The organism is Novipirellula galeiformis (assembly GCF_007860095.1).
Classification (GTDB): Bacteria; Planctomycetota; Planctomycetia; order Pirellulales; family Pirellulaceae; genus Novipirellula; species Novipirellula galeiformis.
Genome location: NZ_SJPT01000003.1, coordinates 350,003 through 373,781 on the forward strand (window position 1 = coordinate 350,003; position 23,779 = coordinate 373,781).

The following is a 23,779-nucleotide window of genomic DNA, read 5'->3' on the forward strand; positions in this document are numbered from 1 at the left end:
ACGTTTGGCTAGACGTTTGGCTACTCGACACTCAGGATGGTTTGTTGATAATCGCGAGCTAGGTAAGCGAGTAAATCAGCTAAACTGTTTTTTGGAAAATCGAGAATAAAGCCATGGCGAAAAAGACAATCGATCAAGTCGACGTAGCGGGTAAGAATGTATTGATGCGGGTCGACTTTAATGTCCCGCTCGATGAAAACCAGACGATCACCGATGACCGCCGCATTCGCATGGCATTGCCGAGCATCAAGAGCGTCATCGATCGTGGCGGACGCGTGATTTTGATGAGCCATCTGGGACGTCCCGAAGGCAAGGGGGATGACGCCAAGTACAGTTTGGCACCCGCGGCGAAGCAATTGGGCGTGTTGCTGGAAAAACCAGTGGCCTTTGCCGCCGATACGGTCGGGGAGGACGCGACCGGCAAAGCCGCCGCACTCACCGACGGCGACGTGTTGGTGCTGGAAAACTTGCGTTTCAATCCCGGCGAAAAGAAGGGCGACAGCGAGTTTGCGGGCAAGCTCGCCGCCATGGCCGATGTTTATTGCAACGATGCCTTCGGTACCTGTCACCGCAAAGACGCATCGATGGTTGCCGTCCCCGAAGCGATGGCCGGCAAGCCTCGCGTGGTCGGCCATCTGGTTGCCAAAGAGATCGCTTACTTGACCGACGCGATCAGCAACCCCAAACGTCCCTTCGTCGCGATTTTGGGCGGAGCGAAGGTCAGCGACAAGATCAACGTGATCAACAACTTGCTGGGGATTTGTGACACGATCTTGATCGGGGGCGCAATGGCATACACCTTCTCGTTGGCCAAGGGCGGCAACGTGGGAGGCAGCTTGGTCGAGAAAGACAAGGTCGACTTAGCAAAAGAACTACTGGCCAAGGGAGGCGACAAATTGCGTCTTCCTGTCGACACTCATTGTGGCGACGACTTCCGCGACATCGCCGGCTGCAACAAAAAGATCGTGGCGGCAGGTGAGATCCCTGACGACATGGAAGGCTTTGACATCGGTCCTGAAACCGCAGAACTCTACTCCGAGGTGATCAAGAACGCCAAAACGATCGTCTGGAACGGCCCCATGGGCGTGTTTGAAAAACCACCCATGGACGCTGGCACCAAAGCGGTCGCTCAAGCGGTCGCCGACAGCGACTCGGTCAGCATCATCGGCGGAGGAGACAGTGCCGCGGCGGTAGACCAACTCGGTTTCGCGGACCAAGTCAGTCATGTCAGCACCGGTGGCGGTGCCAGCCTAGCGATGCTCGAAGGCCAACGCTTCGCCGCCGTCGATCTGCTCGACGAAGCGTAAGCAAGGAAAGAGGGGGAGGTGGGGGAGAGACAAGGAGAGTGGGAGACAAGAAAAAGACAAGAGCGAGATTCCCACTCCCCACTCCCCACTCCCCACTCCTTGTCTCCTTGTCTCCTTGTCTCCTTGTCTCTCCCACTCCCCCTCTCCCCCTCTCCTCCTCTCCTCATAAGGCAACGGAATGACAGCCGAAGACGAACGCTTGGCTCAGTCCCAACGCCGCGAGCAGAATTGGCAACGCTGGGGGCCATATTTGTCCGAGCGACAATGGGGCACCGTGCGTGAGGATTACAGCGCAGGTGGAGATGCGACGTGGAGCTATTTTCCGCATGATCATGCGCGCAGCCGAGCCTACCGCTGGGGTGAGGATGGATTGCTTGGCGTCTGCGACCGGGAATGCCGGCTTTGCTTTTCGTTGGGTCTGTGGAACGGACACGACCCGATTTTGAAAGAGCGATTGTTTGGCGTCACCGGCCCCGAAGGCAATCACGGCGAAGATGTCAAAGAGTGCTACTACTATCTTGATAGCACCCCAACGCACAGTTACATGAAGGCGTTGTACAAGTATCCGCAAAGCCGGTTCCCCTACGAAGAGCTCGTCGACGTTTCGCGATCACGCAGCCGTCTCGAACCTGAATACGAGCTAACCGATTCATCGGCGTTTGAGGAATCACGTTACTTCGATGTTATCGCGGAATACGCTAAAAGCGATCCTGACGATTTGTTGATCCGCTTGACGATTACGAATCGCGGTCCGCAAGCGGCCGCCTTGCATCTGGTTCCACAACTGTTTTTCCGCAACACATGGACCTGGGATTGCAGCGATGAAGGTTGCACGACACGTCCTTCGATGCGTTTGGCGGGCAATGTCGTTCACACGAACCATGAATCACTCAAACAATTCTGGTTCGCCTGTGATGCGATCGATGCGAACGACGATTGGACTTGGTTGTTTACCGACAATGAAACCAATCGAGAGCGTCATCCCGATTTACCGGGTGAGAGCGAGCATTACAAAGACGCCTTCAATGACTTCATCGTGCATGGAAACCGCGACTCGACCAACCCAGCAAAACGCGGCACCAAGGTCGGGGCCTATGGATTGATGATGCTGCCGGCCGGGGCCACGCGTGAGATTCGCTTGCGGCTTGCGCACGTCGATTCGCCGATCGTCAAAGACGTTGCCGGCGGCGACTCGGCCACGTTTTCCAAAGTGGCGTTTGCCGATTCCTTCGACGCGTGTTTTGCCAAACGGATCGACGAAGCGGACGCATTTTATGCCTCACGTATCCCACCGAGTTTAAGCCAAGATCGTCGCATGATCATGCGGCAAGCGTACGCGGGGTTATTGTGGACGAAACAGTTCTACCACTACTCGGTTGCCACGTGGCTTGATGGCGACCCCCAAGGTGCGCCGACCAACGAGCTTCGCAAACTCGGCCGCAACAGCGATTGGCGACACTTGTTCAATCGGGATGTGATCTCGATGCCGGACAAGTGGGAATACCCTTGGTACGCCGCTTGGGATTTGGCATTTCACATGGTGCCGATGGCTCATTTGGATACACACTTTGCCAAAGAGCAAATGATTCTGTTTTTGCGTGAATGGTACATGCACCCCAGCGGGCAGATCCCCGCGTACGAATGGCAACTTGGCGACGTCAATCCTCCCGTGCATGCCTGGGGAGTGTGGCAAGTTTACAAGGCTTCGGGAGCCCCTCAACAACGCGACAAAGAATTCTTGGCGCGGGCCTTTCAAAAACTGCTCATCAACTTCACCTGGTGGGTCAACCGCAAGGATCCGCGAGGCAAAAACATCTTTGCCGGTGGCTTCCTTGGGCTCGACAATATCGGGGTTTTCGATCGCAGTAAACCGTTGCCTCAAGGGCATCTTGAACAAGCCGATGGCACCGCGTGGATGGCATTCTATTGTGGCACGATGTTGCGTATCGCCATCGAATTAGCCGAAGGTGACATCGCCTACGGCGACATGGCAAGCAAGTTCTTCGAGCACTATGTGGCGATCGCCGAAGCGATGAACTCGATGGACGGCAGCGGGCTGTGGGATGACGAAGATGGCTTCTATTACGACCATCTTTACGTCGACGGCAAATCGACTCCGATTCGTGTCCGCTCCCTCGTGGGACTGTTGCCCTTGATGACCGGCGTCATTCTCGAAGAACCGATCATCGAAAAGTTGCCCGGTTTCAAACGACGCATGAACTGGTTTCTTCGCAACCGTAGCGACCTGAGCCAACACATGACCTACATGGAACGCGAGGACACGACGCTCGGGAAACCTTGCAACCGATTGTTGGCGATTCCTTCGAGTGATCGATTTCGGCGTCTGATTTCACTGATGCTCGATGAAAACGAGTTCTTATCGCCGTTTGGAATTCGCAGCCTCTCGGCGGCCCATCACGATGCCCCGCTGGTGTTTGATTTCGGCGGCCAACGCCACGAGGTGAGCTACATGCCCGGCGAGAGTGATAGTGCGATGTTCGGCGGAAACAGCAATTGGCGAGGCCCGATTTGGTTCCCCATGAACTTCTTGCTCATCCAAGCACTCAAACGTTATTACGTGTTCTACGGCGATGACTTTAAAGTCGAATGTCCCACCGGCAGCGGCAACATGATGTCGCTCAAGGAGGTCGCCCGCGAGTTAGAACGACGATTGATTTCGATCTTCGAAGTCGACAGGAACGGTTTCCGCCCGTCTCATGGTCGAGTCGCTCAATATGCAACCGACCCTGCCTGGAAAGACCTCGTGCTGTTCTATGAATACTTTCACGCCGACCAGGGCACCGGGCTGGGCGCAAGTCACCAAACCGGATGGACCGCGTTGATCGCAACAATCCTGCGAAGCCACGGCGCTGCAACCCATTAGAACGCCGCTAGCAAAACGCCTCCGATGCGTTTTGTCCCCGCGTCTCAACGACCGCATGGAGAATCGACAACCATGGGCTTAACCGTGGCGGGCTCGCTAACGGACACGAGAGGTTTCTCGCCCCGCAGCAACCCTCTGTTAACTGTCCGTTAACCTTTCCAGAGATACGGCAAACCGCATCTCCGGTCTATCTTACCGCGTTGTTTCGTCTTACCGCATTGTCACGTCTTACCGCGTTGTCACGGAGCCGATGGGACGAGCGAACGGTTTAGCTTGATTCGCCCATAACGGTGACGATGACATTGCGGCCTCCCGCATGGTCACGGTGCTCGCACAAGTAAATGCCTTGCCAAACGCCGAGCTGCAATCGGCCATCGGTAATCGGAATCATGACGCTTGCTCCCATCATCGAAGCTTTGACATGCGCGGGCATATCATCGGGACCTTCGAGGGTGTGAATGTAGGGAAGCGATTCGGGAACGGCATGGTTCATCGCGGTTTCGAAGTCGATGCGCACGTCGGGATCGGCGTTCTCGTTGATCGTCAACGAGGCGCTCGTGTGCTGGATAAATACCTGCATCCACCCCACTCCAATCGAGTCGAGTTCAGGCAGATCGCGAACGATCATTTCGGTGACTAAATGGAAGCCTCGCTGCATCGCAGGAAGCCGTAGTTTTTTCTGAATCCACATAAACGTGACTTTCGGAAGAGGGAAAAATTGCGAGAAACCAAAATATTTTTCGCGTTTATTTTGGCTTCAAAAACGGGATTCAATGGGTCGAAAGGCGGCTCGTTTGGGCCCCCCTGTTTGGAACTTTTAACGACCATCGGATTGAGACGCCTGTGCCTGGGGACTCCTTCGTTGATGTTCAATGTTGGAGTATCCCCCCTTGCCAGAATCGGACCCTGATGTGGGGGGAATGACGACTGGGAAAGGGAACTCAAATGGGGGCTCTGGGAGGGTCGTTTTTGTGTGTCGCAATCGAGGCCAACTTCATCCTTGCCGCTTCGATTGTTAACACAATTTTCTTGACTCCCAGGGAATCGCGTCAATAATCTTCTCGTGCAGACAAATAAGGCCTGTTGGATTCACGGCCGAATCGAACATTGAATTGGATGCAAAACATTTATTGGAATGAATGTTTTGCACATGGAGTAGAGATCGAATAATGAGTCATTGCAAGAACGTGTTTGAGGCCATTCTGCGTTACGGACACGACGAAGACTTCGTGCCCAACAAAGACAACGACTTCGAACCGACCGACGCCCCCGCAGGCAGCCAAGAGAAGATTGAAGTCTTGCGCCGTCGCGTCGAACTAGGGCAACCCCTTTGGCACACCACGGACCGCGTTGATTACAGCGGTTTGACCGGCGCAATTCGTCCTCGCGAGTAAGTTCGATTGGGGGCCAAGCTCAAACGAGCGCCCCCCTCAAACACGACCCAGACACCCCCGTAAGGATTCGTTCCTTTTGGGGGTGTTTTCGTTTTGTGGGGCGTTTTCATTTTGTAACGAACCCCCGTGTTTGGATTGGCCCCGTGTTTGGATTGGCCCGTGTTGGGATTGGCTGCGTGGGGTCGTGCGTTTGATCGCCGTCGCAACTAAAATGACGCCAAATTGACCTCCGGATCACGGTTCAAAAGACAGGGAATATGTCAGACTCAATCTGCAGATGGGGATTTTTAGGTGCAGCGGCGATCGCGCGAAAAAACTGGAAAGCGATTCGGCTCAGTGGCAATGGACGCGTCGCTGCGGTCGCCAGCCGGTCGGTAGAGCGTGCCCAGTGCTTCATCGATGAATGTGCCGCCGAAGCACCGCAAAGCGAACCCGCCGTCGCAATGGGCTCGTACGAGGAGCTGATTCGCAGCGATGACATCGATGCGGTCTACATTCCGCTGCCCACGGGGATTCGTAAACCATGGGTGATCGCCGCCGCCGAGGCGGGCAAGCACGTGTTGTGCGAAAAACCGGTGGGCGTTAACACGAAACAAGTTCGTGAGATGCTCGATGCCTGTCGCGCCGCCAACGTCCAATTCATGGATGGCGTGATGTTCGATCACAGCCAACGGATCGAGGATGTTTCGCACGCCCTGCATCACGATCATGTCGTCGGAAAACTTCGCCGTATCAATACGCACTTTTCGTTCTGCGGCGATGACTCCTTTCTCGAATCAAACATCCGTGCCAATCATGAACTCGAGCCGCATGGGTGCCTGGGTGATCTCGGCTGGTATTGCATTCGCTTCACACTCTGGGCGGCCGGACTGCAGATGCCCGAACGCGTGTCCGCACGAACGATCACCGCGATAGGGAACCCGCAAGGCCAACCTCATGTACCGGGCGAGTTTTCTGCCGAGCTGCAATTCGGTGAAGGACTCTCGGCCACGTTCTATTGCTCCTTTTTGACAAGCAATCAACAAACCGCGGTCGTGTCGGGAGACCGAGGCCATTTGACGATTGATGACTTCGTCTTGCCGTTCTATGACTCACAAGCGCATTGGGCGACCCACGACCACGCCTTGGAAATTGAGAATTGTCGATGGAACTTCAATCGGAAGACTCAATCGCGATCGAGCGTGGGCTACGCCTCGGGGGAACCCAACTCGCAAGAAGTGCAGATGGTTCGCCGACTCGCGACGTGCGCGCTGCACAACAAGCTCGATCTCCGCTATCCCGAGCTGACCCTGAAGACGCAATTGATTCTTGATGCGTGTCGACGCAGCGCGATCGCAAACGGAGACTGGGTCAACGTCGATGCGGTCGCAGGCTAGTCCGGTTCGCCCAAAGCGCCAGCGAGGGACCGAAGCAAGAAGGGACATTTTCTCGCTTACACCTAGTGCAGTGGCGCGTTTGCAGTGGCGCGTTTGCATTGCGGAGCAAAGCCCCGGAAGTTTGCCTAGCCCAGCTCAATGCGCCGGAGGCTGAGTAAACCAGCTGAGTAAACCAGCTGAGCAAACCAGCTGAGCAAACCAGCCGAGTAAACCAATGGATTGCAAGGCCAACGGGCGGGCGGCCCGGTCGTTGGTTCGAATCCATTGACGGCGCCTCGTAAATGGCCAAGCCCTTAGCCCGGAACCTATCCAAACGCGCAACTTCAAAGCCGACGCGGCGGGTTAAAAATCATCCGGGCTAAGGCGGCAGCGTCGGGAGTCGGTTTCCGGCGGCAAACCGTCTCTTTCTCAAAATTCAAAATTTCTTTTTCCGAGTGTGACCAGACGTGTCACAAGGGTCGCGAAGAATGGTTCTACCTGAGTGATTGATCGCTCCGGTGTTACCTGATTCGCTTCTTTCGCACAGGAATCTGTTCGATGACCCAAATGATGCTTTTCGATAGCCCTGTTGTTGCCAGTCCCGTTGCCAGTCGCGCGCCGATCGCCTTCGTTGCTCCCGCGATCGTTGCTCCCAAGGCAATCCAATCTCCATCGTCGGTCCCCCGCAACGAAGTAAGCCCAAGCCAGCTCAACGAGCCCAAGCGAGGCATCAATCACATGGGCGATTTAGCGAGACTGGTTTTGATGCGACACGACATGATGGCTGCCCGCCGCACAGCCCGACGCACTGCCCGCTAGCGAACCGATTGGCAGTTGCCCTGGGGGAGAGCCGACGGCTCACCCGTGTCGCCTTTCGCTCCGCGAAAGCAGCGTCTAACGACGCCACTTTCCCAGAGTCAAAGGCGACTTTTCTATTCCTTCGCGTCGGCACGATCCGGAGTCAGAGCGTCGGCCCGCTCTGGCTTCGGAGCCGATGGGGAATGGCTCGCCGAGGCCGGCCCCGCCGAAACCACCTTCCCAGCGGCCGAATGCGACTTTTTCGCAGCCCCCTTTTTCGGGCGCAACATCCCATAAGTCATCATCGCGCCAAATACAAATCCCACCCCCACCGCAGTCACAATCAGCAGCAACAAGGAGACTTCGCCATGGAAGAACAACACATTCACCTCCTCGTTTCGATTGTTCTGAAAAGCGATCACCAGCGCGATCACGATTCCCAGAAGCAACAAAAACCAGCGTATTTTCTGCATCATTAGTCTCTCTCTCGTCGATCTTTCTCTAAAGACGCTTTCCCCTGCCCTCGGCAAATGCTAGCATTCAAGGTGCGTCTGACGTGTATGGGGCGTGAATGGAGGCGATGGCGAAGTCCCCGCTCCGCAAAGACTTTGCCCCCCCGCAGCGTAGCCTAGGCTTCTCGACGGAGAAAATCCAGCAACCTCCTCGTCGGGCTGCATCACTGGGCTGCCTCACCGTGAGGTGTTTCGGTCGACCGTTTTTTTGTCGACGAGCGTTTTCTCGTTTCCTCCTCTCCAATGGTCCCCAGGACACTTGCCGTGCCCCAACAAACCTTTGAGTTCATGGAAGCGTCTGCGTCCGCCCCTCCCCTGGCGTCCTCGCAACCGATTCGCTCGAAAGCAAACCGCCGATCCCAAGGGACTCCTCCGCTTCGCACGCCCCAGCGTCCTGGGCTGGCGATTGGAAAATCATCGCTACTGTTTCCGCTCGAGCCCTACGTTCGCTCGGCTCCTAAGCGCGCCGCTTCGGGTCTCTCTTCACACCTCGCCGAAGCCCCCCCCAAGACCGCGGAAAACGCTCCCTCGTCACTTCCGAGCGAAGCCCCCCTTGCGCCGGTCCCGCCATCGGACCGTCAAACGATCCTGGAAAAGTTGCGTGCCCAAGCCAATTGCTTGAACGTGTCGTCATCGCATCCGATGGAGGCGGGCCCGACGTTAGCGAACCACGCACCGATCTTCTCAACCGGTTGCGTGGCGCTCGATCACACGTTGCTTCGCGGTGGTTTGCGAGGGGACGCGATTTCCGAATGGATCGCGGATGCCGAGGGTTGTGGTGCGGCGGCCCTTTCGCTGGTCGTTGCCGGCAATGCGCTTCGCGCTCACGACCAACGACTGGGGGATTCGACCAGCCCGATCGTGATCATTGATTCGCGAAAGACTTTTTATCCCCCCGCGGCGATCGCGTTGGGCATCCCCGCAACGCGGATGATCCTGGTCCAACCTCGCAGTGGCGCCGACGCGGTTTGGGCCATCGACCAAGCGTTGCGATGCGAAGCCGTCGCGGCCGTGTGGGCGATGATCGATACCCGCTTGGATGATCGCGATGCACGACGTTTTCAATTGGCGGCTGAACAGGGACACACGCCTGGATTTTTTGTCCGGCCGGTGGCCGAACGTGGCAAGCCGAGTTTCGCCGAGGTTCGCTTGCATGTTAAAAAGGGCACCGGGTTGTCGTGGCCAACCCCTCCAAATCCGCACCACGACACGCCATTACAAGTCACCTTGGATCGGGGGCGGGGCGGCCCACTCGGCAAAAGTGTCTGGATTCAAATGGATGACCAGGCTCAGTTGATCGAAGTCGCTGCGCCATTGAGAGTGGCGGCACCGCAAGGGACACGACATGAAACGGCTGCTGTGCATCTGGCTTCCCAATTGGCCCATCCAAAGCGTACGGCTGCGCGAAGCGTCAATCCTCAACACCGAGTCGGCTAAGGAGCGAGCGGAACCGCAGGGTTCTCGCGTCGTTGATCGCTCTGCGGTCGCACGTGATGATCGCGGAGCGCTCCACGACATTCCCTCGCCCACCTTATTATGGGCCGATGATCCTCGCCGCGGCCGCATCGTCGCGGCTTGTTGTCGTGATGCTTCGATGCGCGGCGTCCGGATCGGCATGCCGCTGGTTGAGACGACACCACTGCTGCGGCACTCTCCATCGCCCGCCGCGTCCCAAGCGGCGGAGCTTCGACCCGCTGAAATTCGCCGCCACGATCCGTTCATGGATGGTGAAATGCTCAAACAGCTGGCCGCTCATATTCAACAAGCGATCACACCACGCGTCGCAATCGAATCGCTTGACGCGCAACCTTGGGCGGGATTCCCACGTCAACAACCGGAATCGTTGCTGTGCGATGTCACGGGAGTCTGGCATTTATTTGACGGCGTCCAAGGATTGATTGACGCGATTGAAAACACATTCGCGGATCACTACGCGGTGCAGCTGCATACACGCATGGCCATCGCTCCAAACATGGCCGCCGCTTGGGCGCTCGCCCACTTTGGTGACCACGACGTGGAGATCAGCGACGAACCGACCGCGGCGATTGCCTCATTTCCGATCGAAGCCCTGCGGATTGCCCGTGACACCGCAATCACCTTGCATCGCCTTGGTGTCGAGCGAATCGATCAATTGTTACGTTTACCACGCAGCGGGTTAGCAACCCGATTAGGCAAACCGCTGGTCGATCGAATCAGTCAAGCGATTGGCGAAATCGACGAACCGCTAGTTACCGACGTGACGTCCGATGCATTGACGTACGCGCACGAACTGGAGTACCCGACTCGCGACCTGCCGATCTTGCTGCACCGCATGGAAGGTCTGTTGCACCAAGCCAAGGCGGGGTTAGCGAGACGGAACCTCGGGGCAATCCGTTTGTTGTGCCATTTGGATATGGCGGTCCCGCCGTCGCAACACGTCGAAGTCGGCTTGTTTGCTCCCAGCGCCGATGTTGCCCATCTGCACTCGTTGATCGCGGGGCGTTTTGAAAACCTATCGCTTCGCCACGATGTGGTCCGTTTAACCCTTTCGATTGCCTTGACCGGTCCCCTGCGGACCGTACAAACGTCGCTGCTGAGCGATGGAGCCCCCGATTCGCAAAGCATGGGGGGGACTGCGGTTTCGCGTTTTGTTGACAAACTCAGTGGTCGTCTCGGCCGCGATGCGGTGTTAGGAGTGAAGGTTCACGACGACCCGTTACCGGAGAACGCCCATCAAACGTTTCCTATGACTGGCCAACCAATCAAAAATCGCCGCGTCGAATCGCCCCAAGGAACCTCTGGCGGAGCGATCCCAACGCGTTCCCATCCATCGGCATCGCGTTACCGATCCCCTTCGGCGACCGACGCGATGCGGCGTCCGCTGACGATCCTCGATCCTCCTCAGCCACTTGTGTCCCTCGTCCCGCAGGTCTCGAATCAGCTTCCCGAAGCATTTCGTTTGCGGGGCCGTGAGATTCGAATGGTGGGGTACTGGGAGCCCGAGCGAATCGAGACGCGGTGGTGGAGCGGGCCCACGATCCGCCGCGACTATTATCGCGTCGAGACCGATACCGGAACCTGTTGGTGGGTTTACCGCGACATCACCGCAAGCGATGCGTCAGAGTGGTTTCTACACGGCCAATTCACCTAGCGAATTCCGCTCGACGGCTAATCTCAAGAACGCATAACCATTGCAACCGAAGCAGCGTGCGCAATCGATACGTCTTGGTAGCGTGAACTCGCTTTTCTACAGGACTTTGCGTCGGAATCGTGAACGCTTTGAACCTAGATTTAGATGAGCCCCTCACGATTCCGCCTAGACGATTTCGTCCGCAGTTAACCATGCGCACGACCAAGCGACTTTGAGGGCCCCTCTACCTTGGTTTGCCCCACCATCGCCCCATTACGTCACGAGTGATACGATGCTAAACGTTGTTGCCATCGGCCTAGCCGCCGGTTTGGTTGTTGCCATTTCGATCTTTGTTGCCCGCACCTACAACGTGTTGCTGGGCTTGTTTGAAGAAACTCGCAACAGTTTTTCGCAAATCGAAGTGCAGCTCAAACGCCGCTACGATTTGATTCCATCGCTCGTTGAAGCAGCACGCTCCTACCTTTCGCATGAACGCGAAACGCTCGAAGCGGTTATCTCGGCTCGCCAACAAGCCTCGTCAAAACTCAATGGATTGCAAAACAATCTAACCGACGCCAGCGCGGTGCGGTCGTGGGCGGCGTCCGAAGAGGCGCTCGGGGGTGCGATCGGCCGATTGTCGATGGTGATCGAAGCGTATCCCGCACTCAAAGCAAATGAATCGATTGCTCAATTAACCGAGGAATTGACCAGCACCGAAAATCGAATCTCCTTTGCCCGTCAACTGTACAACGACATGGCAACGCAATTTAACATTCGCCGCCAAAACTTTCCCACCGTTTTGTTCTCACCCTCGATTGGCTTTGGGGATAACATCGAATTGCTACAGTTCGATGACCACGCCGAGATTCAACACGCTCCCAAGTTCGAACTGGTTGGTGCATAGGACCGTTCCTAGAGCACGTTCGGCGTCGCCCCACGCCTTCACGGTCATGCGTTCTAGCATGGCCTCGCTTCGCATTCCTTGCCCCTCAATTCGCATCACCCACAACACGCTCGAAGAGTCGTGATCGTGGACGCGGCCCTCTTCGAATCGTGATGCACCAGCTGCAAACGAAAGACGATTGATGTTTGATTTTCTATCGCGGCAAACTCGCGCGAAGAGCACTAGCTCGCGATATTACGCGCTCGTGTTAACGGCGCAGGCGTTGACGTCAATCGCAACGGGAGTTGTGATCGGTTACTTGTTGATGTTTCCGGTCGTGTATGCATTTGCAGCTGCGGATGCCGCCAAACAACCGCCCGTGTCGGGCTACCATCAATGGAACGCCTCGAGAAATACCTCGCATCGCCATCGCAACGTCCTCGAGGTCGGCACACGGTTCCTCGACGCGTTTGCAGAACCTACCGAGCCCGACACGCGATGTGTGGATCCCACCACCGTATTCTGGTTCACCTCGCTGTTTGGAATCTCGCTTAGCAGTTTCGGAATCCTGGCAGCGACCATTTACGAACGTCGACGCATCATGCAAGACGGCGGCTGGGCGATCGGTTTGGCGGTCGGGGGGCGACGCATTGAAAGCCATCCAGCTGCGGAGGAGCGAAAACTCGTCAACGTGGTCGAAGAGTTGGCGATCGCGTTTGCAACCAAACCGCCGGCCATTGTCGTGCTCGATCATGAACCCGGAATCAATGTGTTTGCAGCCGGGCTAACTCCCGCAGACAGCATTCTTTGCGTGACCCACGGGGCTCTGCGTCATTTGCCTCGTGAAGAGTTACAGGGCGTAATCGCACACGAGTTCAGCCACTTGACCAATGGTGACACTCGTCTGGGGACCCAACTAACCGCGATCCTCTATGGACTCAATTCCGTTCGCCTGATTGCTGAATCGATCTTCCGTATCGGGCGTCAAACCTGCGATTCCAACGAAGAGGGAAGCACCGCAGGATACCTGTGGATGTTCGTCGCGATGGTGATTTGGCCCTTTGGGTTGGCCGGCGCTTTGGCCGCTGCGTTCTTAACACTTGCGATCACGCGATCGCGTGAAACACTAGCCGATGCGGAAGCGGTGCAAAAAACTCGCAATCCCGCTGCGTTGGCCAAGGCGCTACGCCGCATTGTGGGGCACCCCCAACGCGGCCAACTACTTCATCCACAAACCACGATCGTCGCCCCAATGTTGTTTGTCGATCATCACGACACCGCATGTTGGTACGCCACCCATCCTCCGATTGAAAAGCGATTGTTTGCTCTCGACCCCCAAGGAGACGCCACTCCGATCTACAGCGACGTGGTTACAACGCCCCACCACAAAGACCAGGCGCCGAAAACCTTAGCGGCAATGAAGTTATTGTTTGCCGACACCACGGATTTTTCCCCGTCGGCTGAGCCGGTCACGTCAAGCTCACTAACATCGCACGCTACGGCAACCCACTGGGGCGGCGGATCGGTCGCAACGCTTGCCCAGCCGGCCGCGGCAGCATTGTCGATTTTACACCCCCAAACGTTTGCAATTTCGCTTCCGTTGTTGCTGGCGTTAGAGCCCACCGGTGCGGTCACGGAGTGTGATCCGGACTGGCTAGAAATGATTCAACAGTCAGACGACGCAACCCAAACGTCATGGCTAACCCAAATCGCGCAAGGCGTCGATGGGATCTCCGCCTCCCAACGCGAACAACTTCGTTCGGAGTGCCAGCGTTGTTGGGACCAGCTGGATGACCGCGACTGGACACGACGGGCATGGTTGTGGAGGATCATGCGAGCGATCGATCCGCCTCCGCCCCCAACAACGTCTACGAACGTACCGCTGCATGACATCGCGGGATGCTCACGAATCATCCTATCGGTCCTTAGCGTTTGTGATGGCGACGACACGATGGCGGACTACGAGTTCATGCGTGGGTGGTCGCAGTTGCGTTTTGCCGACACCTCCCGTTTGCCGGAGGAAGCGTTGTGCTGGGACGATTTCGAGTATGCCGTGCAAACGATGTCGCACGCCCCACCGCCCCATATCCAAGCGTTATTGGTTGCGATTGCAAATGTCGTCTCCAGCGATGGCCGAGTCAGCAAGGCCGAATCCGCCGTGATCGCCCTGGTCCGTGGCGTCTTGCAGTAAGGCGGAGCGAAGGGATCAGCCCTCCCGCCGGTTGCGTACCGTATCGTTTTCGGCCTCGCAGGGGTGTTTTTCCTCATCCACGGTACGCTCGAAGTGGAAACCTCAAAACCGCCGCATCGGGCAAAAAAACGAGCCCTCTCCCACAGCACGCACTGCGATCCCGTTAGGGGAGCGGGACTTGAGCATGGTAGCTCAGGTACGCAATCAAGTCTTGGATTCCCGCGTCTGAAAGGGGGGCCAATAGGCCTTCGGGCATGGGCGATTTCTCCGTCATCTTTTGCAATTCAACGTCACGTTGCGGGATCGTCATGCTTTCGGTGGCAGTGTGAATCGTGATCGTTTGCGTTCCCGAATCGGTCACCACCCCATGGATCACGCGACCATCATCGAGCGCTAAAATCGTCATCCGATAGCTCTTGTCGACCACCGAACTCGGGTCGATGATATTCGACAACAAATAGTCCATGTTGCTGCGGTTGCTACCTGAAAGATCGGGGCCGACCTCGCCACCTTCGCCATACAAGCGATGACAATTTTGGCAATGTTGTTGGAACAGTGCTCGTCCTTGACTGCGGTTCGCTTTAGCGAGCACGTCCGCCGTCAATTCATTTTTCAGCGTCTCGATCAAACGCAGTTTGTCCTGCGATGAATCACGTACTTCGCCCCAGACTTCGGCGATCCGTTGGTCAAGCAACGGATCGCCGAAACTTTGGATTTGACGGACTTGAAACGCGGACAGATCGCGGCGAGGAATTTTGCCGCTGCCGATTGCATCGAGTAACGCCGCGGCAAAGGATTTGCGAGATGACAATAGCGAAACAATTTGCGGCTTGTCCGTGCCTCGGAATCGGTTGTAACGGGCCACCAACATTTTGGCGACTTGCGGATCATCCAGTGTGGATAATCCCTTTGCAGCCAAGACATTCATCCGCGCGTCCGAAAGCAACGTTTCGCACACCGATCGCAATTCCTCGCTTTGACTTTGGATCAAGGTTTCCAGAGCCGCCAAGCGGATTTCAAACGAGACTTCTTCGGTGGCCCCCGTCGGCTGCTTGCCCAATGCGATTTGAGTGATCTCGTCCATGGCGCGACCATCCCCAAACACCACACTCAATTCGCGAATCGCGGGTCGAAGTTCGGCATCATCCATTAACGCAATTTGGTCCCACACCTGCGGTCGCGGTGCCCTCGCCCAGCCACGCAATCCGTCTCGGACCCCGCTTAAAACCGCTTGTTGAAATTCAAGATCATCGCGAGAGGCCACCTGGTCCAACAACGCGTTGAGCGCCGAGGGATGATGTTCAATTTGTTCGGCCAAACAACGAGCGATCCATTGCAACGTCTTAGCTTGTTCACATGATTGAGCAACGGTGACCAATTCGCTTGGATGATCCTTCGCCAGCGGCATCACGCCGTACCAGATCATGCATGGAAGGTTGTGATCGTCAGCGTCCTCGCCGCGCTGCGCCAGCGATTTAGCCAACGGCGGTCGGTCCTGCAACGGCAATCGTTGCAGCGTCGAAGCTAACGCCAACCGAACCGCAGCGGACGGATCCTGTTCCGCCATCACTGCGAAACGCGAGAGCAACTCATCAGCGTTCTGCGTCACCCGAACCGGAAGGTGTGCTTTCCACTGCGCCCCCATCACGTCATCAATTGGCCACGTTTCGGTCAATAAGCGAATCGCCCAAACACGCACGTACTCGTAAGGGTGGTCGAGTCGTTTCGTCATCGCATGCGAATCGAGTTCGCCGCAGGCGTGCAGCGTCAACAGGGCCTGAACCGCTGTCGATTCGCGTGTCTCACGGGAGTTCAAGATCTCTTTCAAACGTATCGTCGCCGCGGAGATATCTTCGCCGCGGTGGGCTCGATCGATTAAGATCATGCGGGCTTGTCGGCGTTGCCATCGATTCCCAGGCAGATGGGTGTTGGCCAACTCGACCAGCGACCATGAGGCGAGATTTCCCGCAGGGCGTGGCGTGCGCGTTGTCGCGGCATCGTCGTAGCTGATTTTGTAAATCCGACCACTCTCGCGATGGACGCCGGTATGTTCATGGCACTCGCCGGTATCGCTCCAGTCGATGGCGAACACGTTTCCATCCGGTCCGGTGCTAAGGTCCATCCCGCGAAACCATGGATCGCGGGCGAGAAACACATCGTCGTCGTGACGCAGCACGTAACCGCTACCATCGCGTTCGATCCGCTCTTGGTTGGCGCGCCGTCCATGAAAGTTAAATGTGAATAATTTGCCGACATACCAATCGGGCCATCGATCGCCTTGGTAGATCAAGGTGCCGCAGTGAGCATGCCCTCCGCCGTAGTCATTCGCTGCCCCGTCACGCGAATCGGCCCAGCTTTGCCCTGTATCGAAATGCCAATGATCGGCGTGCATTTCAATCTTCTCGTACGCGTGTCGATTCGGATCGAGCGTAAACGGACGGGGAAAGTGGGCTCCCGGGATCATGTGCCACAGATGGCCGTTGACCGTGTTACAGAAAAACATTTCACCGACGTCGTTCCAATCGTGTCCCCAGGGGTTGGTGGTTCCCGCAGTCAAGACTTCGACGATTTCGTACCTGGGGTGATAACGCCATATGCCCCCTTCGAGCGCCGGCCGTTGATGGCTCGGCGTGCCCGGTTTGCCAATCCGACCGGGACAGGAGCCCCCACAACGACCGTACAACCAACCGTCCGGTCCGAAGCGGATACCGTTGGCGAAGTTGTGATAGTTTTGTTGAGCAACCTCAAACCCGTCCAGCACGACTTGGCCGGGCCCATCGGGGATGTCGTCGCCATTGGCATCGGGAATGAAGATCAACTTTGGGGGACACATCAGCCAGACGCCGCCATGGCCCACTTCGATCCCCGTTAACATCTGGACTTCATCCGTAAAAACGCTGCGGACGGGGGCCGGATCTTGGCTGGTAGCGAGAGCGGCCTCGTTTTTCGCCACCGACGCCTTTTCCAAGTGCGTGTTGTCGAAGATCACCACACGGTCACGCAAATCAAGTTGGAAGCGTTGCTCACGTTCCGCATAAGTGAAATTTTCCGCAACCCACAAACGACCACGTGCGTCCCACGTCATCGCGATCGGATTCATCACATCGGGTTCAGCGGCGAATGCCGTGACGCGAAATTGGGGCGGGACGGTGAAGCGACTCGCCGCCTCGGTTGCACTCATCACCGGAGCGTCACCCTCCGGCTCGGAATTGAACAACGGCGGGAAATCGGCTGCCGCAACCGAGGTCCACAAGGACGCGATGAGTAACAGCAAGGGGCGACACATCGGATCAAGCTCCTGGAAAGCGAGAGGCGTACCGTGTGCCAAAAGGTTCCGACTTGGTACTCACAAAGACGCACGTGCTCTCGGGACCACGCTAATCGATCACCGATGCCGGTTTGGGTTTAGGCGCGTTGGGATCGGGAGGGTTTTTAGGCGGAGGCGGCGGAGGCCCCAGCCGGATACCGCCATCGATATGCGAGGTGTACACCCAATCCGCATTCTGAGGCTCCCAACCGGCGAGCACGCCTTGGTCGCTGAACAATCGACGGGCCGCGACGTAGACATCAAAACTATCCGGCAGGACGTAAAAACGACCGTAGTACTTGCTGATGTCCAGTTGGCTGAGCACTTCTCGACGAAACTTTGAACGCGGGGTGGCGAGCACGGATTCGTTTGCACCGCGGCCCTCGCGAGGGATCAAGCGGATCCGCGGCCAAGTATTCGATTGAACATAGTATTCAACATCAAAGAAATCGTCTTGGTCCTTTAATTTCTCGTACAGCGGCGTGAACTTTTCAGGATCGATGCCGGCGGCGGGATCGCGATCGAGTCCTAAACGCTGGATAATTGCCTTGGCTTTGATCTCCGCACGTTTGCGAAAGAACTCGGCGTTCACCGGATAGACGAGATTGTTGACGCAAACAAAGGTGGCTTGCTTGGCGCCCGGCGGTGCGGGACGCGGGTTGGGGATACTGACTTGGATGTCGGGTGGGGCCTGTCGTCGGGGCGTCTTGTCCAAGATCGCCTCGAGTTCCGCTTTCCGCTCGAGCGAAGTGGTGAGCAACGCTTTCATCTTTTCGCGTTGCTCTTTGGTGTTAGCAATCTCGGCTGCATTCTTCTTTGCGATTTCGCGATCCGATTCGATCTTGATCGCAAATTCGTTCATTTGCTGTTTGCGTTGGGCAAGGTTCTTTTTGCGTCGCTCCAGCAGTTCCTTGCTCTTTTGCAGCTCGGCTTGCTGAGCATCCGCATCGATATCGAGGGGATCGACCAGGATGCGATTGAGTTCAAACGCCTCTTGCTTTTTGGCGATCAGCTTTTTCTGTAGTTCCTCGACTTGTTCTTCATCGATGGTCGACTCGGAGGTCACGCGTGTCACCACTTCGGCGACACTCATCTGAGTCACGATCAGAACGAGCACCAAGATTCCAACGACGTTGGTCATTGTATCGAGTAGTGAATCCAATCCACCATCGTCGTCTTCCGCGGGTGGCCGGCGTGTCATTTCTCACCTGTCACATTTTGGGGGTTTGCAAAGGCACTCAAGTCGATTCGGCCTTTACCGACAACGGGAATTTTTCCGTTGCGAATTTCACGATCGTCACACATTTTTTTGGCGGATCGATAAACCGAGAGTCCGTCACTTCGCACCAAGAATACGATCGTATCGTCCTTGCCATTGAGCGTCTTTTCGAGCAGCGCGATGAAGTCGGCGTCCTTTGCCATCTCAGCCGCGCGAATCCGTTTGGCGGGCTGCAAATGGTGCATCACGATGGCCCCTTCGGCGCACTCGACGAAATGAGGGACAAAGTTCAGCCCGCTGCCTTGAGGCAGCACCGTGACGTTTGACTGGGACGCTTCGGCACGCTCGGCAGCTTCCTTTTCAAGTTGTGCAAGTTCCTCTTGCAACGACTCCAATTCCGACTTCATTTGCCCTGCGGTCTCGCGGTCCTTTTCATTCACCATCGGAATGACGACCTTAATTTTCTCTTGCTCCGCTAACGCTTTGTCGATTTCCTCTTGTTCTTTTAGCAGCGATTCGAGCTCCGCGAGCGTGATGTTGAGTAGTTTCTTCTCTTCACGCAATTTGAGTCCGGTGGAGTCGGAAACCTCGATTTCACGCTTCAATTCCTCGACTTCGTCCTCGAGCGCATCGAGTTCCTTTTGCGACTTCTCGAATTGTTCAATTTGAGCGATATCGGGCGTGTCGGTCTGAGCTAGCGCCAACGTCGCGATCATCATCGTCAACACGCCAATCACGCTGGCGATGATGCTCAGAAAGGGGAACAGCGAAATGTCGTCGTCCGACGTTCTCGGTCTACGCGCCATCGTTATGCACGTCCATTGGCACGAGACTTCTTGCTAAACCAACCGTTGCGACGGGGCTCGGGGGCCGCCGCAACTTGTTGCACCACAACCTGTTGATCGCCAAGTTTTTCCAAAACGCCACTCAAACTCGACAATCCCGATTGAACCCCCGAGAGATGGTTCGACAACGAAGTATTCGTCTGAGAGAAGGTCTCGTTTACTTGAGTTTGCAGCGTGGCGGTTTGTGTCGAGAGCGCCGACAAGGTTTGTTGGATCTTGTCTGCGGCGTTTGCCATCTGATCCAACTGGGCCTGCAAGCGGGCTTGTTGGTCGAGTTGTTGCTCATGCAACACAGTGACATGCTTTTGCTGCTGCACTTCGATTTGTTTGTTGACCTTGTTCCAACCTTGCGCGACTTGATCCGTCAGGTGGGTACCAATGGTATCGAGCTTAGAGAGCCACTGTTCCATCTCAGCATGATGAGTTCCGAGCGCTTGCTCGACAGCTTGGCGAAAGATATCGCTTTCCGCCCCACCACCACTCATCCCCCGTTCGGCACCTCCTTCGCGTCCGTCGTTGAGCCGACGCAGCAGATTTTCGTTACAGTATTCGTCGACGCTTGTGATCAAATCCTCTTCGCTCTTTTGCAGCGCCGAAGCCGGGATTTTGACCAACATACTCATGATCAAGGCTAACAGCGTCGTATCGAACGCGGTCCCCAGTCCACCGAAGACGTCTTGCAGAGCGACCTTCATCGCGTCCATGCTGCCACCATCACTGAGGCTCGAGGCGAGACTCGCGACGGCCGAGCTAACCCCCATGACCGTACCGATAAAACCCAAGATCGGTAGCGACCAAATGAAGACCTTCAAGATCGTGTAGCTTCCCGCCACATTGTTCGCATCGATCGCCGATTGCGATTCCATCATCGTGACCGTTTCGGCAGCACTTTTACGTACGCGGAAATGTTCGATACCGCGCACCACTCGGTTGATCAAAAACGTATCGCTGCTCGCTCCGGGAAGCTGGTTGATGTGTTCGATGAAGCGATCGATGGACCCCACGGTGATTTCCGCAGAAACCTCCGTTGGCAAGACGTCCAATAACATCGCGTCTTTCTGTTTTTTCAAATTCAGCCACTTCAGCGCCAAGATCGCAATCGCCCAGAACATCAGAAACGTCGTGGGGAAAGGAACGGGACCACGCTGCCAAAACAATTGCCCAAACGCAGTGTCTTGGATGGGAAAGGTGGCGGCGTACCAGACCAACGCCGCGCTGGCACCGATCAGGAAGCTGAGCACCAAACTGACGTCACTACTGGCCGAATCGCCTCCGGAGCTGAACCAGCTTTTTTCGCGTCGGCGTGGCTTTACGACTTTCTTGGTCGGGCCGGCAACCGTAGGAGCGACAGCCGATCCGGCCGATGTCTGGATGCTAGGGGTCATCGATCCCGCAACCGACGCTGCGGTTTCGCCTGCTTTGGGACGCGATTTTGCAGAGCCCGGTGTCTCGGCGACTTGGATCCCAGGAAACGCAGGTTCCGCTTCCGGCGGGGGCATCTCGGGAATGCGGACCGTCGCACGACAATAGGGACAGGCACGACTTTTGCCCGCTAAACTTTCCGAGATTTTCAGCGACTTGTTGCAGCCGGGGCAAGTGATCTTAAAGAAGGACATTCGTTTTCCGCAGTAGTGAATCGAGCAACAATAGAAGCTGTCTCAATGTTATAGACGGACTTTAGCGCAGAATCAAAGCATTACCATCACGTAAGGGCGACATATTTAAGCCCAAGCGACACCCACTCCCCCCCGGCAGAACCAGACGTCGTTTCAAACTCGCTTTGCCCCTGCGTTTCGCGTTACGAAACGAGATCGAGAATCCGCCGCATTTCAGCCACCGCGTCACGCATCCCGACCATCACGGCGCGGCTGATGATCGCATGTCCGATGTTCAATTCGATCATGTTTGGCAGCGCCGCGACGGGCCGAACATTGGCGTACGTCAAACCGTGTCCGGCGTGAAGTCGCATGCCCAGGTCCGAGACGACTTTTCCAGCGGATCGCAATCGATCGAGCTCGTGAATCTGAGCAGCCCCCCGAGCCAATGCGTACGGTCCGGTATGCAATTCAACCGCTTCGACGCCGATCTCGGCGGAGGCTTTGACCTGCTCGGGTTCCGGATCAATAAACAGGCTGGTCAAAATACCTTCGCCCTTCAACTTTTCGACTGCGGCCCGAATGCGGCCTTGGTCGCCCAGCACATTCAGTCCGCCTTCGGTCGTCACCTCTTCGCGACTCTCCGGGACCAGCAGCGCCCATGTCGGTTTGGCTTGGCACGCGATCGCAACGACTTCATCCGCACAGGCAATTTCCAAATTCGTTTTAACGGTCACTGTTTTCATCAAGACCTCGACATCACGGTCTTGGATATGACGGCGATCTTCCCGCAAATGGAAGGTGATACCATCGGCTCCCCCTTGTTCCGCGAGCGCCGCGGCGATCACCGGATCGGGTTCATAGGTGCGACGTGCTTGGCGAACGGTCGCGACGTGGTCAATGTTGACGCCGAGTTCGATCATGAGTTGCTTGGATTTTAGAGGTCAATGGGATAGTGACGGAACCGCGGCGTGCGGTTCCAAGGGGAGGTTTGTATTTACATGCACTCGATCAATTCTTTGCGTAGCCAACGCAATTCCTCAGAGACGTCCTCCGCCAAACTTCGCTTCCGCATCGCGTCGGGAAGCACCGTCCAGGCATAGGTCTCGACTTCGAGGTGACCGGTAAAGTCAATGGAGGAAGGGTTGCGAATTAAGGTTCGCAGACACTCACGCACATCATCTTGGCTTGTCGTGAGATGACCAAAACGTTCGAGGAAAATCGGAACGTGAAAATGGACAACCCAACGTTTGTCACCGCGTGCGGGATCACTCGACGCGGGAACCGGCGAAACCAGTCCGGGTAAATCTTCAGCTAATTCAAAGGAGTTGTCCCCACGGATACGACCGGTTTGATGCAAGTAACGGTCTTCGGCAAATCCGCTTAATTGTTGGATCGCTTCGTGTCGTCGACCGATGGACATGGCGTCCCAGTCGGCGACGATGGCGCTACTAACTTGCACTTTACCGATCGTGATTCCGGCGGCGGCGTAGCGAAGCAACACCTCGGCTTGCGATTCCATCATCACGGCGCTGTGGCAAACGTCGTGGCAAACCGTCAAATGTCGGCGATGCTTCGCATCGGGAAAACGCTTGCTAAACCACTGCACCACATCATCGGCGGTATCTAAAATACACCCCGGCTCCGGCTCGATCGCAATCACGATGCGGCGCCCGGTTTGAGATTCCAATGCCGACAGAAACTCCGCCAACTCGCGCAGATTCGCGGCGGCGGCAGCGAGCTGATCCTCGGTAACGGCGTCCGAAGCCCAACCGATCGGCAGCGTGCTGATCGACCCCACGGATTGGGATGCGGGAAGTAATTCGCTCAGGATGACGGCGAGTTGTTTGGTGTAGACCAAGCGTTCTTGTTCCCACCACGTGGGTTCGTAAACGCGATGCTTGACGACGTCTTGATGGAAATTGTCGTACGGGAACCCGTTGATCGTGAACGCTTCAAGTCGGTTCTCGTCCAAGAATGCACGGAACCCTTTCAGCCCTCCTGCCACACATTCATTTGCCGCTTGCGCAGGCAACCAAAGCCCAACCCCAAGCGCTGTCTCGGTCGACAAATTCGAGCGTACCGGCACGGCATACTGCAGCAAATTCTCACGAATCGTCGGCAGATCCATGCCCGCATGCACGTTCGTACAATAACCAACCGTAAAACTCATCGCCGTTTCCTCACTGAAAATTGAACTGGTGGGTAGATCATAGCAACTTTTGAAGCCCTGTCCGAGGCAACGTCTTGCCTTGATGGAGAGTGGGGCCCGAGGAATGGCACCCAAAGGAATGGCACCCAGAGGAACGGAAACATCGGATACGAACCGCGGGAGGGGGCGAAAACGATCACCCGACGGTGGCAAGCAATCCCGCGTTGC

The 23,779-nt window shown here is 56.4% G+C and carries 17 protein-coding genes; 9 read left to right on the forward strand and 8 right to left on the reverse strand.

Annotated features, from left to right (window positions below):
- Positions 1-113: 113 nt before the first annotated feature.
- Together Pla52o_RS09510 and Pla52o_RS09515 are read left to right on the forward strand one after the other, a co-directional pair.
- Positions 114-1,307, forward strand: coding sequence for a phosphoglycerate kinase (locus Pla52o_RS09510; RefSeq protein ID WP_146594374.1), 1,194 nt, complete (start codon positions 114-116; stop codon positions 1,305-1,307).
- A 178-nt stretch (positions 1,308-1,485) separates the two neighbouring features.
- The gene (locus tag Pla52o_RS09515) at positions 1,486-4,191 is read left to right on the forward strand and encodes an MGH1-like glycoside hydrolase domain-containing protein (RefSeq protein ID WP_146594375.1); all 2,706 of its coding nucleotides are present in this window, start codon (positions 1,486-1,488) and stop codon (positions 4,189-4,191) included.
- Between the two features lie 268 nt (positions 4,192-4,459).
- On the opposite strand, the gene Pla52o_RS09520 is transcribed toward Pla52o_RS09515, so the two are convergent.
- Positions 4,460-4,882 (reverse strand): secondary thiamine-phosphate synthase enzyme YjbQ, encoded by a 423-nt coding sequence (locus Pla52o_RS09520; protein WP_146594376.1) that lies wholly within the window; start codon positions 4,880-4,882, stop codon positions 4,460-4,462.
- Positions 4,883-5,360: 478 nt separating this feature from the next.
- Between Pla52o_RS09520 and Pla52o_RS09525 the strand changes: the two genes are divergently transcribed.
- The 3 genes from Pla52o_RS09525 to Pla52o_RS09535 all read left to right on the forward strand — a co-directional run bounded on the left by Pla52o_RS09525 (position 5,361) and on the right by Pla52o_RS09535 (position 7,759).
- Positions 5,361-5,585: a hypothetical protein gene (locus Pla52o_RS09525; protein WP_146594377.1), complete on the forward strand. Its 225-nt coding sequence runs from the start codon at positions 5,361-5,363 to the stop codon at positions 5,583-5,585.
- A 257-nt stretch (positions 5,586-5,842) separates the two neighbouring features.
- On the forward strand, positions 5,843-6,961 hold the full coding sequence (locus Pla52o_RS09530) for a Gfo/Idh/MocA family protein (RefSeq protein WP_146594378.1): 1,119 nt from the start codon (positions 5,843-5,845) through the stop codon (positions 6,959-6,961).
- Positions 6,962-7,498: 537 nt separating this feature from the next.
- A complete protein-coding gene (locus Pla52o_RS09535) occupies positions 7,499-7,759 on the forward strand; it encodes a hypothetical protein (protein WP_146594379.1) in 261 nt (86 codons plus the stop codon).
- Positions 7,760-7,872: 113 nt separating this feature from the next.
- Here Pla52o_RS09535 and Pla52o_RS09540 read toward each other — a convergent pair whose 3' ends face one another.
- On the reverse strand, positions 7,873-8,214 hold the full coding sequence (locus tag Pla52o_RS09540; RefSeq protein ID WP_146594380.1) for a LapA family protein: 342 nt from the start codon (positions 8,212-8,214) through the stop codon (positions 7,873-7,875).
- 300 nt (positions 8,215-8,514) lie between these two features.
- Between Pla52o_RS09540 and Pla52o_RS09545 the strand changes: the two genes are divergently transcribed.
- The 4 genes from Pla52o_RS09545 (at position 8,515) to Pla52o_RS09560 (ending at position 14,433) form a co-directional block, all read left to right on the forward strand.
- Positions 8,515-9,687, forward strand: coding sequence for an ImuA family protein (locus Pla52o_RS09545; protein ID WP_146594381.1), 1,173 nt, complete (start codon positions 8,515-8,517; stop codon positions 9,685-9,687).
- A complete protein-coding gene (locus tag Pla52o_RS09550) occupies positions 9,596-11,380 on the forward strand; it encodes a Y-family DNA polymerase (protein WP_146594382.1) in 1,785 nt (594 codons plus the stop codon). The genes Pla52o_RS09545 and Pla52o_RS09550 overlap by 92 nt, the downstream gene beginning before the upstream one ends.
- 271 nt (positions 11,381-11,651) lie before the next feature.
- Entirely contained in the window at positions 11,652-12,263 is a 612-nt protein-coding gene (locus Pla52o_RS09555; protein WP_146594383.1) for a LemA family protein, read from the forward strand.
- A 181-nt stretch (positions 12,264-12,444) separates the two neighbouring features.
- Positions 12,445-14,433: a M48 family metalloprotease gene (locus Pla52o_RS09560; RefSeq protein WP_146594384.1), complete on the forward strand. Its 1,989-nt coding sequence runs from the start codon at positions 12,445-12,447 to the stop codon at positions 14,431-14,433.
- A gap of 163 nt (positions 14,434-14,596) precedes the next feature.
- Here the strand turns inward: Pla52o_RS09560 and Pla52o_RS09565 are convergent, their stop codons facing one another.
- The 6 genes from Pla52o_RS09565 to eboE form a co-directional block, all read right to left on the reverse strand.
- Positions 14,597-17,719 carry a PVC-type heme-binding CxxCH protein gene (locus tag Pla52o_RS09565; protein ID WP_146594385.1) on the reverse strand — a complete coding sequence of 1,041 codons (3,123 nt, stop codon included), beginning with the start codon at positions 17,717-17,719 and terminating at the stop codon, positions 14,597-14,599.
- A gap of 91 nt (positions 17,720-17,810) precedes the next feature.
- Positions 17,811-18,941, reverse strand: a complete 1,131-nt coding sequence (locus tag Pla52o_RS09570) for a DUF4200 domain-containing protein (protein ID WP_146594386.1) — start codon at positions 18,939-18,941, stop codon at positions 17,811-17,813.
- On the reverse strand, positions 18,938-19,765 hold the full coding sequence (locus Pla52o_RS09575; RefSeq protein WP_146594387.1) for a hypothetical protein: 828 nt from the start codon (positions 19,763-19,765) through the stop codon (positions 18,938-18,940). The genes Pla52o_RS09570 and Pla52o_RS09575 overlap by 4 nt, the downstream gene beginning before the upstream one ends.
- A gap of 2 nt (positions 19,766-19,767) precedes the next feature.
- Complete coding sequence (locus tag Pla52o_RS09580) at positions 19,768-21,420, reverse strand: MotA/TolQ/ExbB proton channel family protein (protein WP_146594388.1); 1,653 nt, start codon at positions 21,418-21,420, stop codon at positions 19,768-19,770.
- Positions 21,421-21,602: 182 nt separating this feature from the next.
- Positions 21,603-22,322 carry a pyridoxine 5'-phosphate synthase gene (locus tag Pla52o_RS09585; RefSeq protein ID WP_146594389.1) on the reverse strand — a complete coding sequence of 240 codons (720 nt, stop codon included), beginning with the start codon at positions 22,320-22,322 and terminating at the stop codon, positions 21,603-21,605.
- Positions 22,323-22,396: 74 nt separating this feature from the next.
- A complete protein-coding gene (gene eboE / locus Pla52o_RS09590) occupies positions 22,397-23,572 on the reverse strand; it encodes a metabolite traffic protein EboE (RefSeq protein ID WP_146594390.1) in 1,176 nt (391 codons plus the stop codon).
- Positions 23,573-23,779 lie beyond the last annotated feature (207 nt).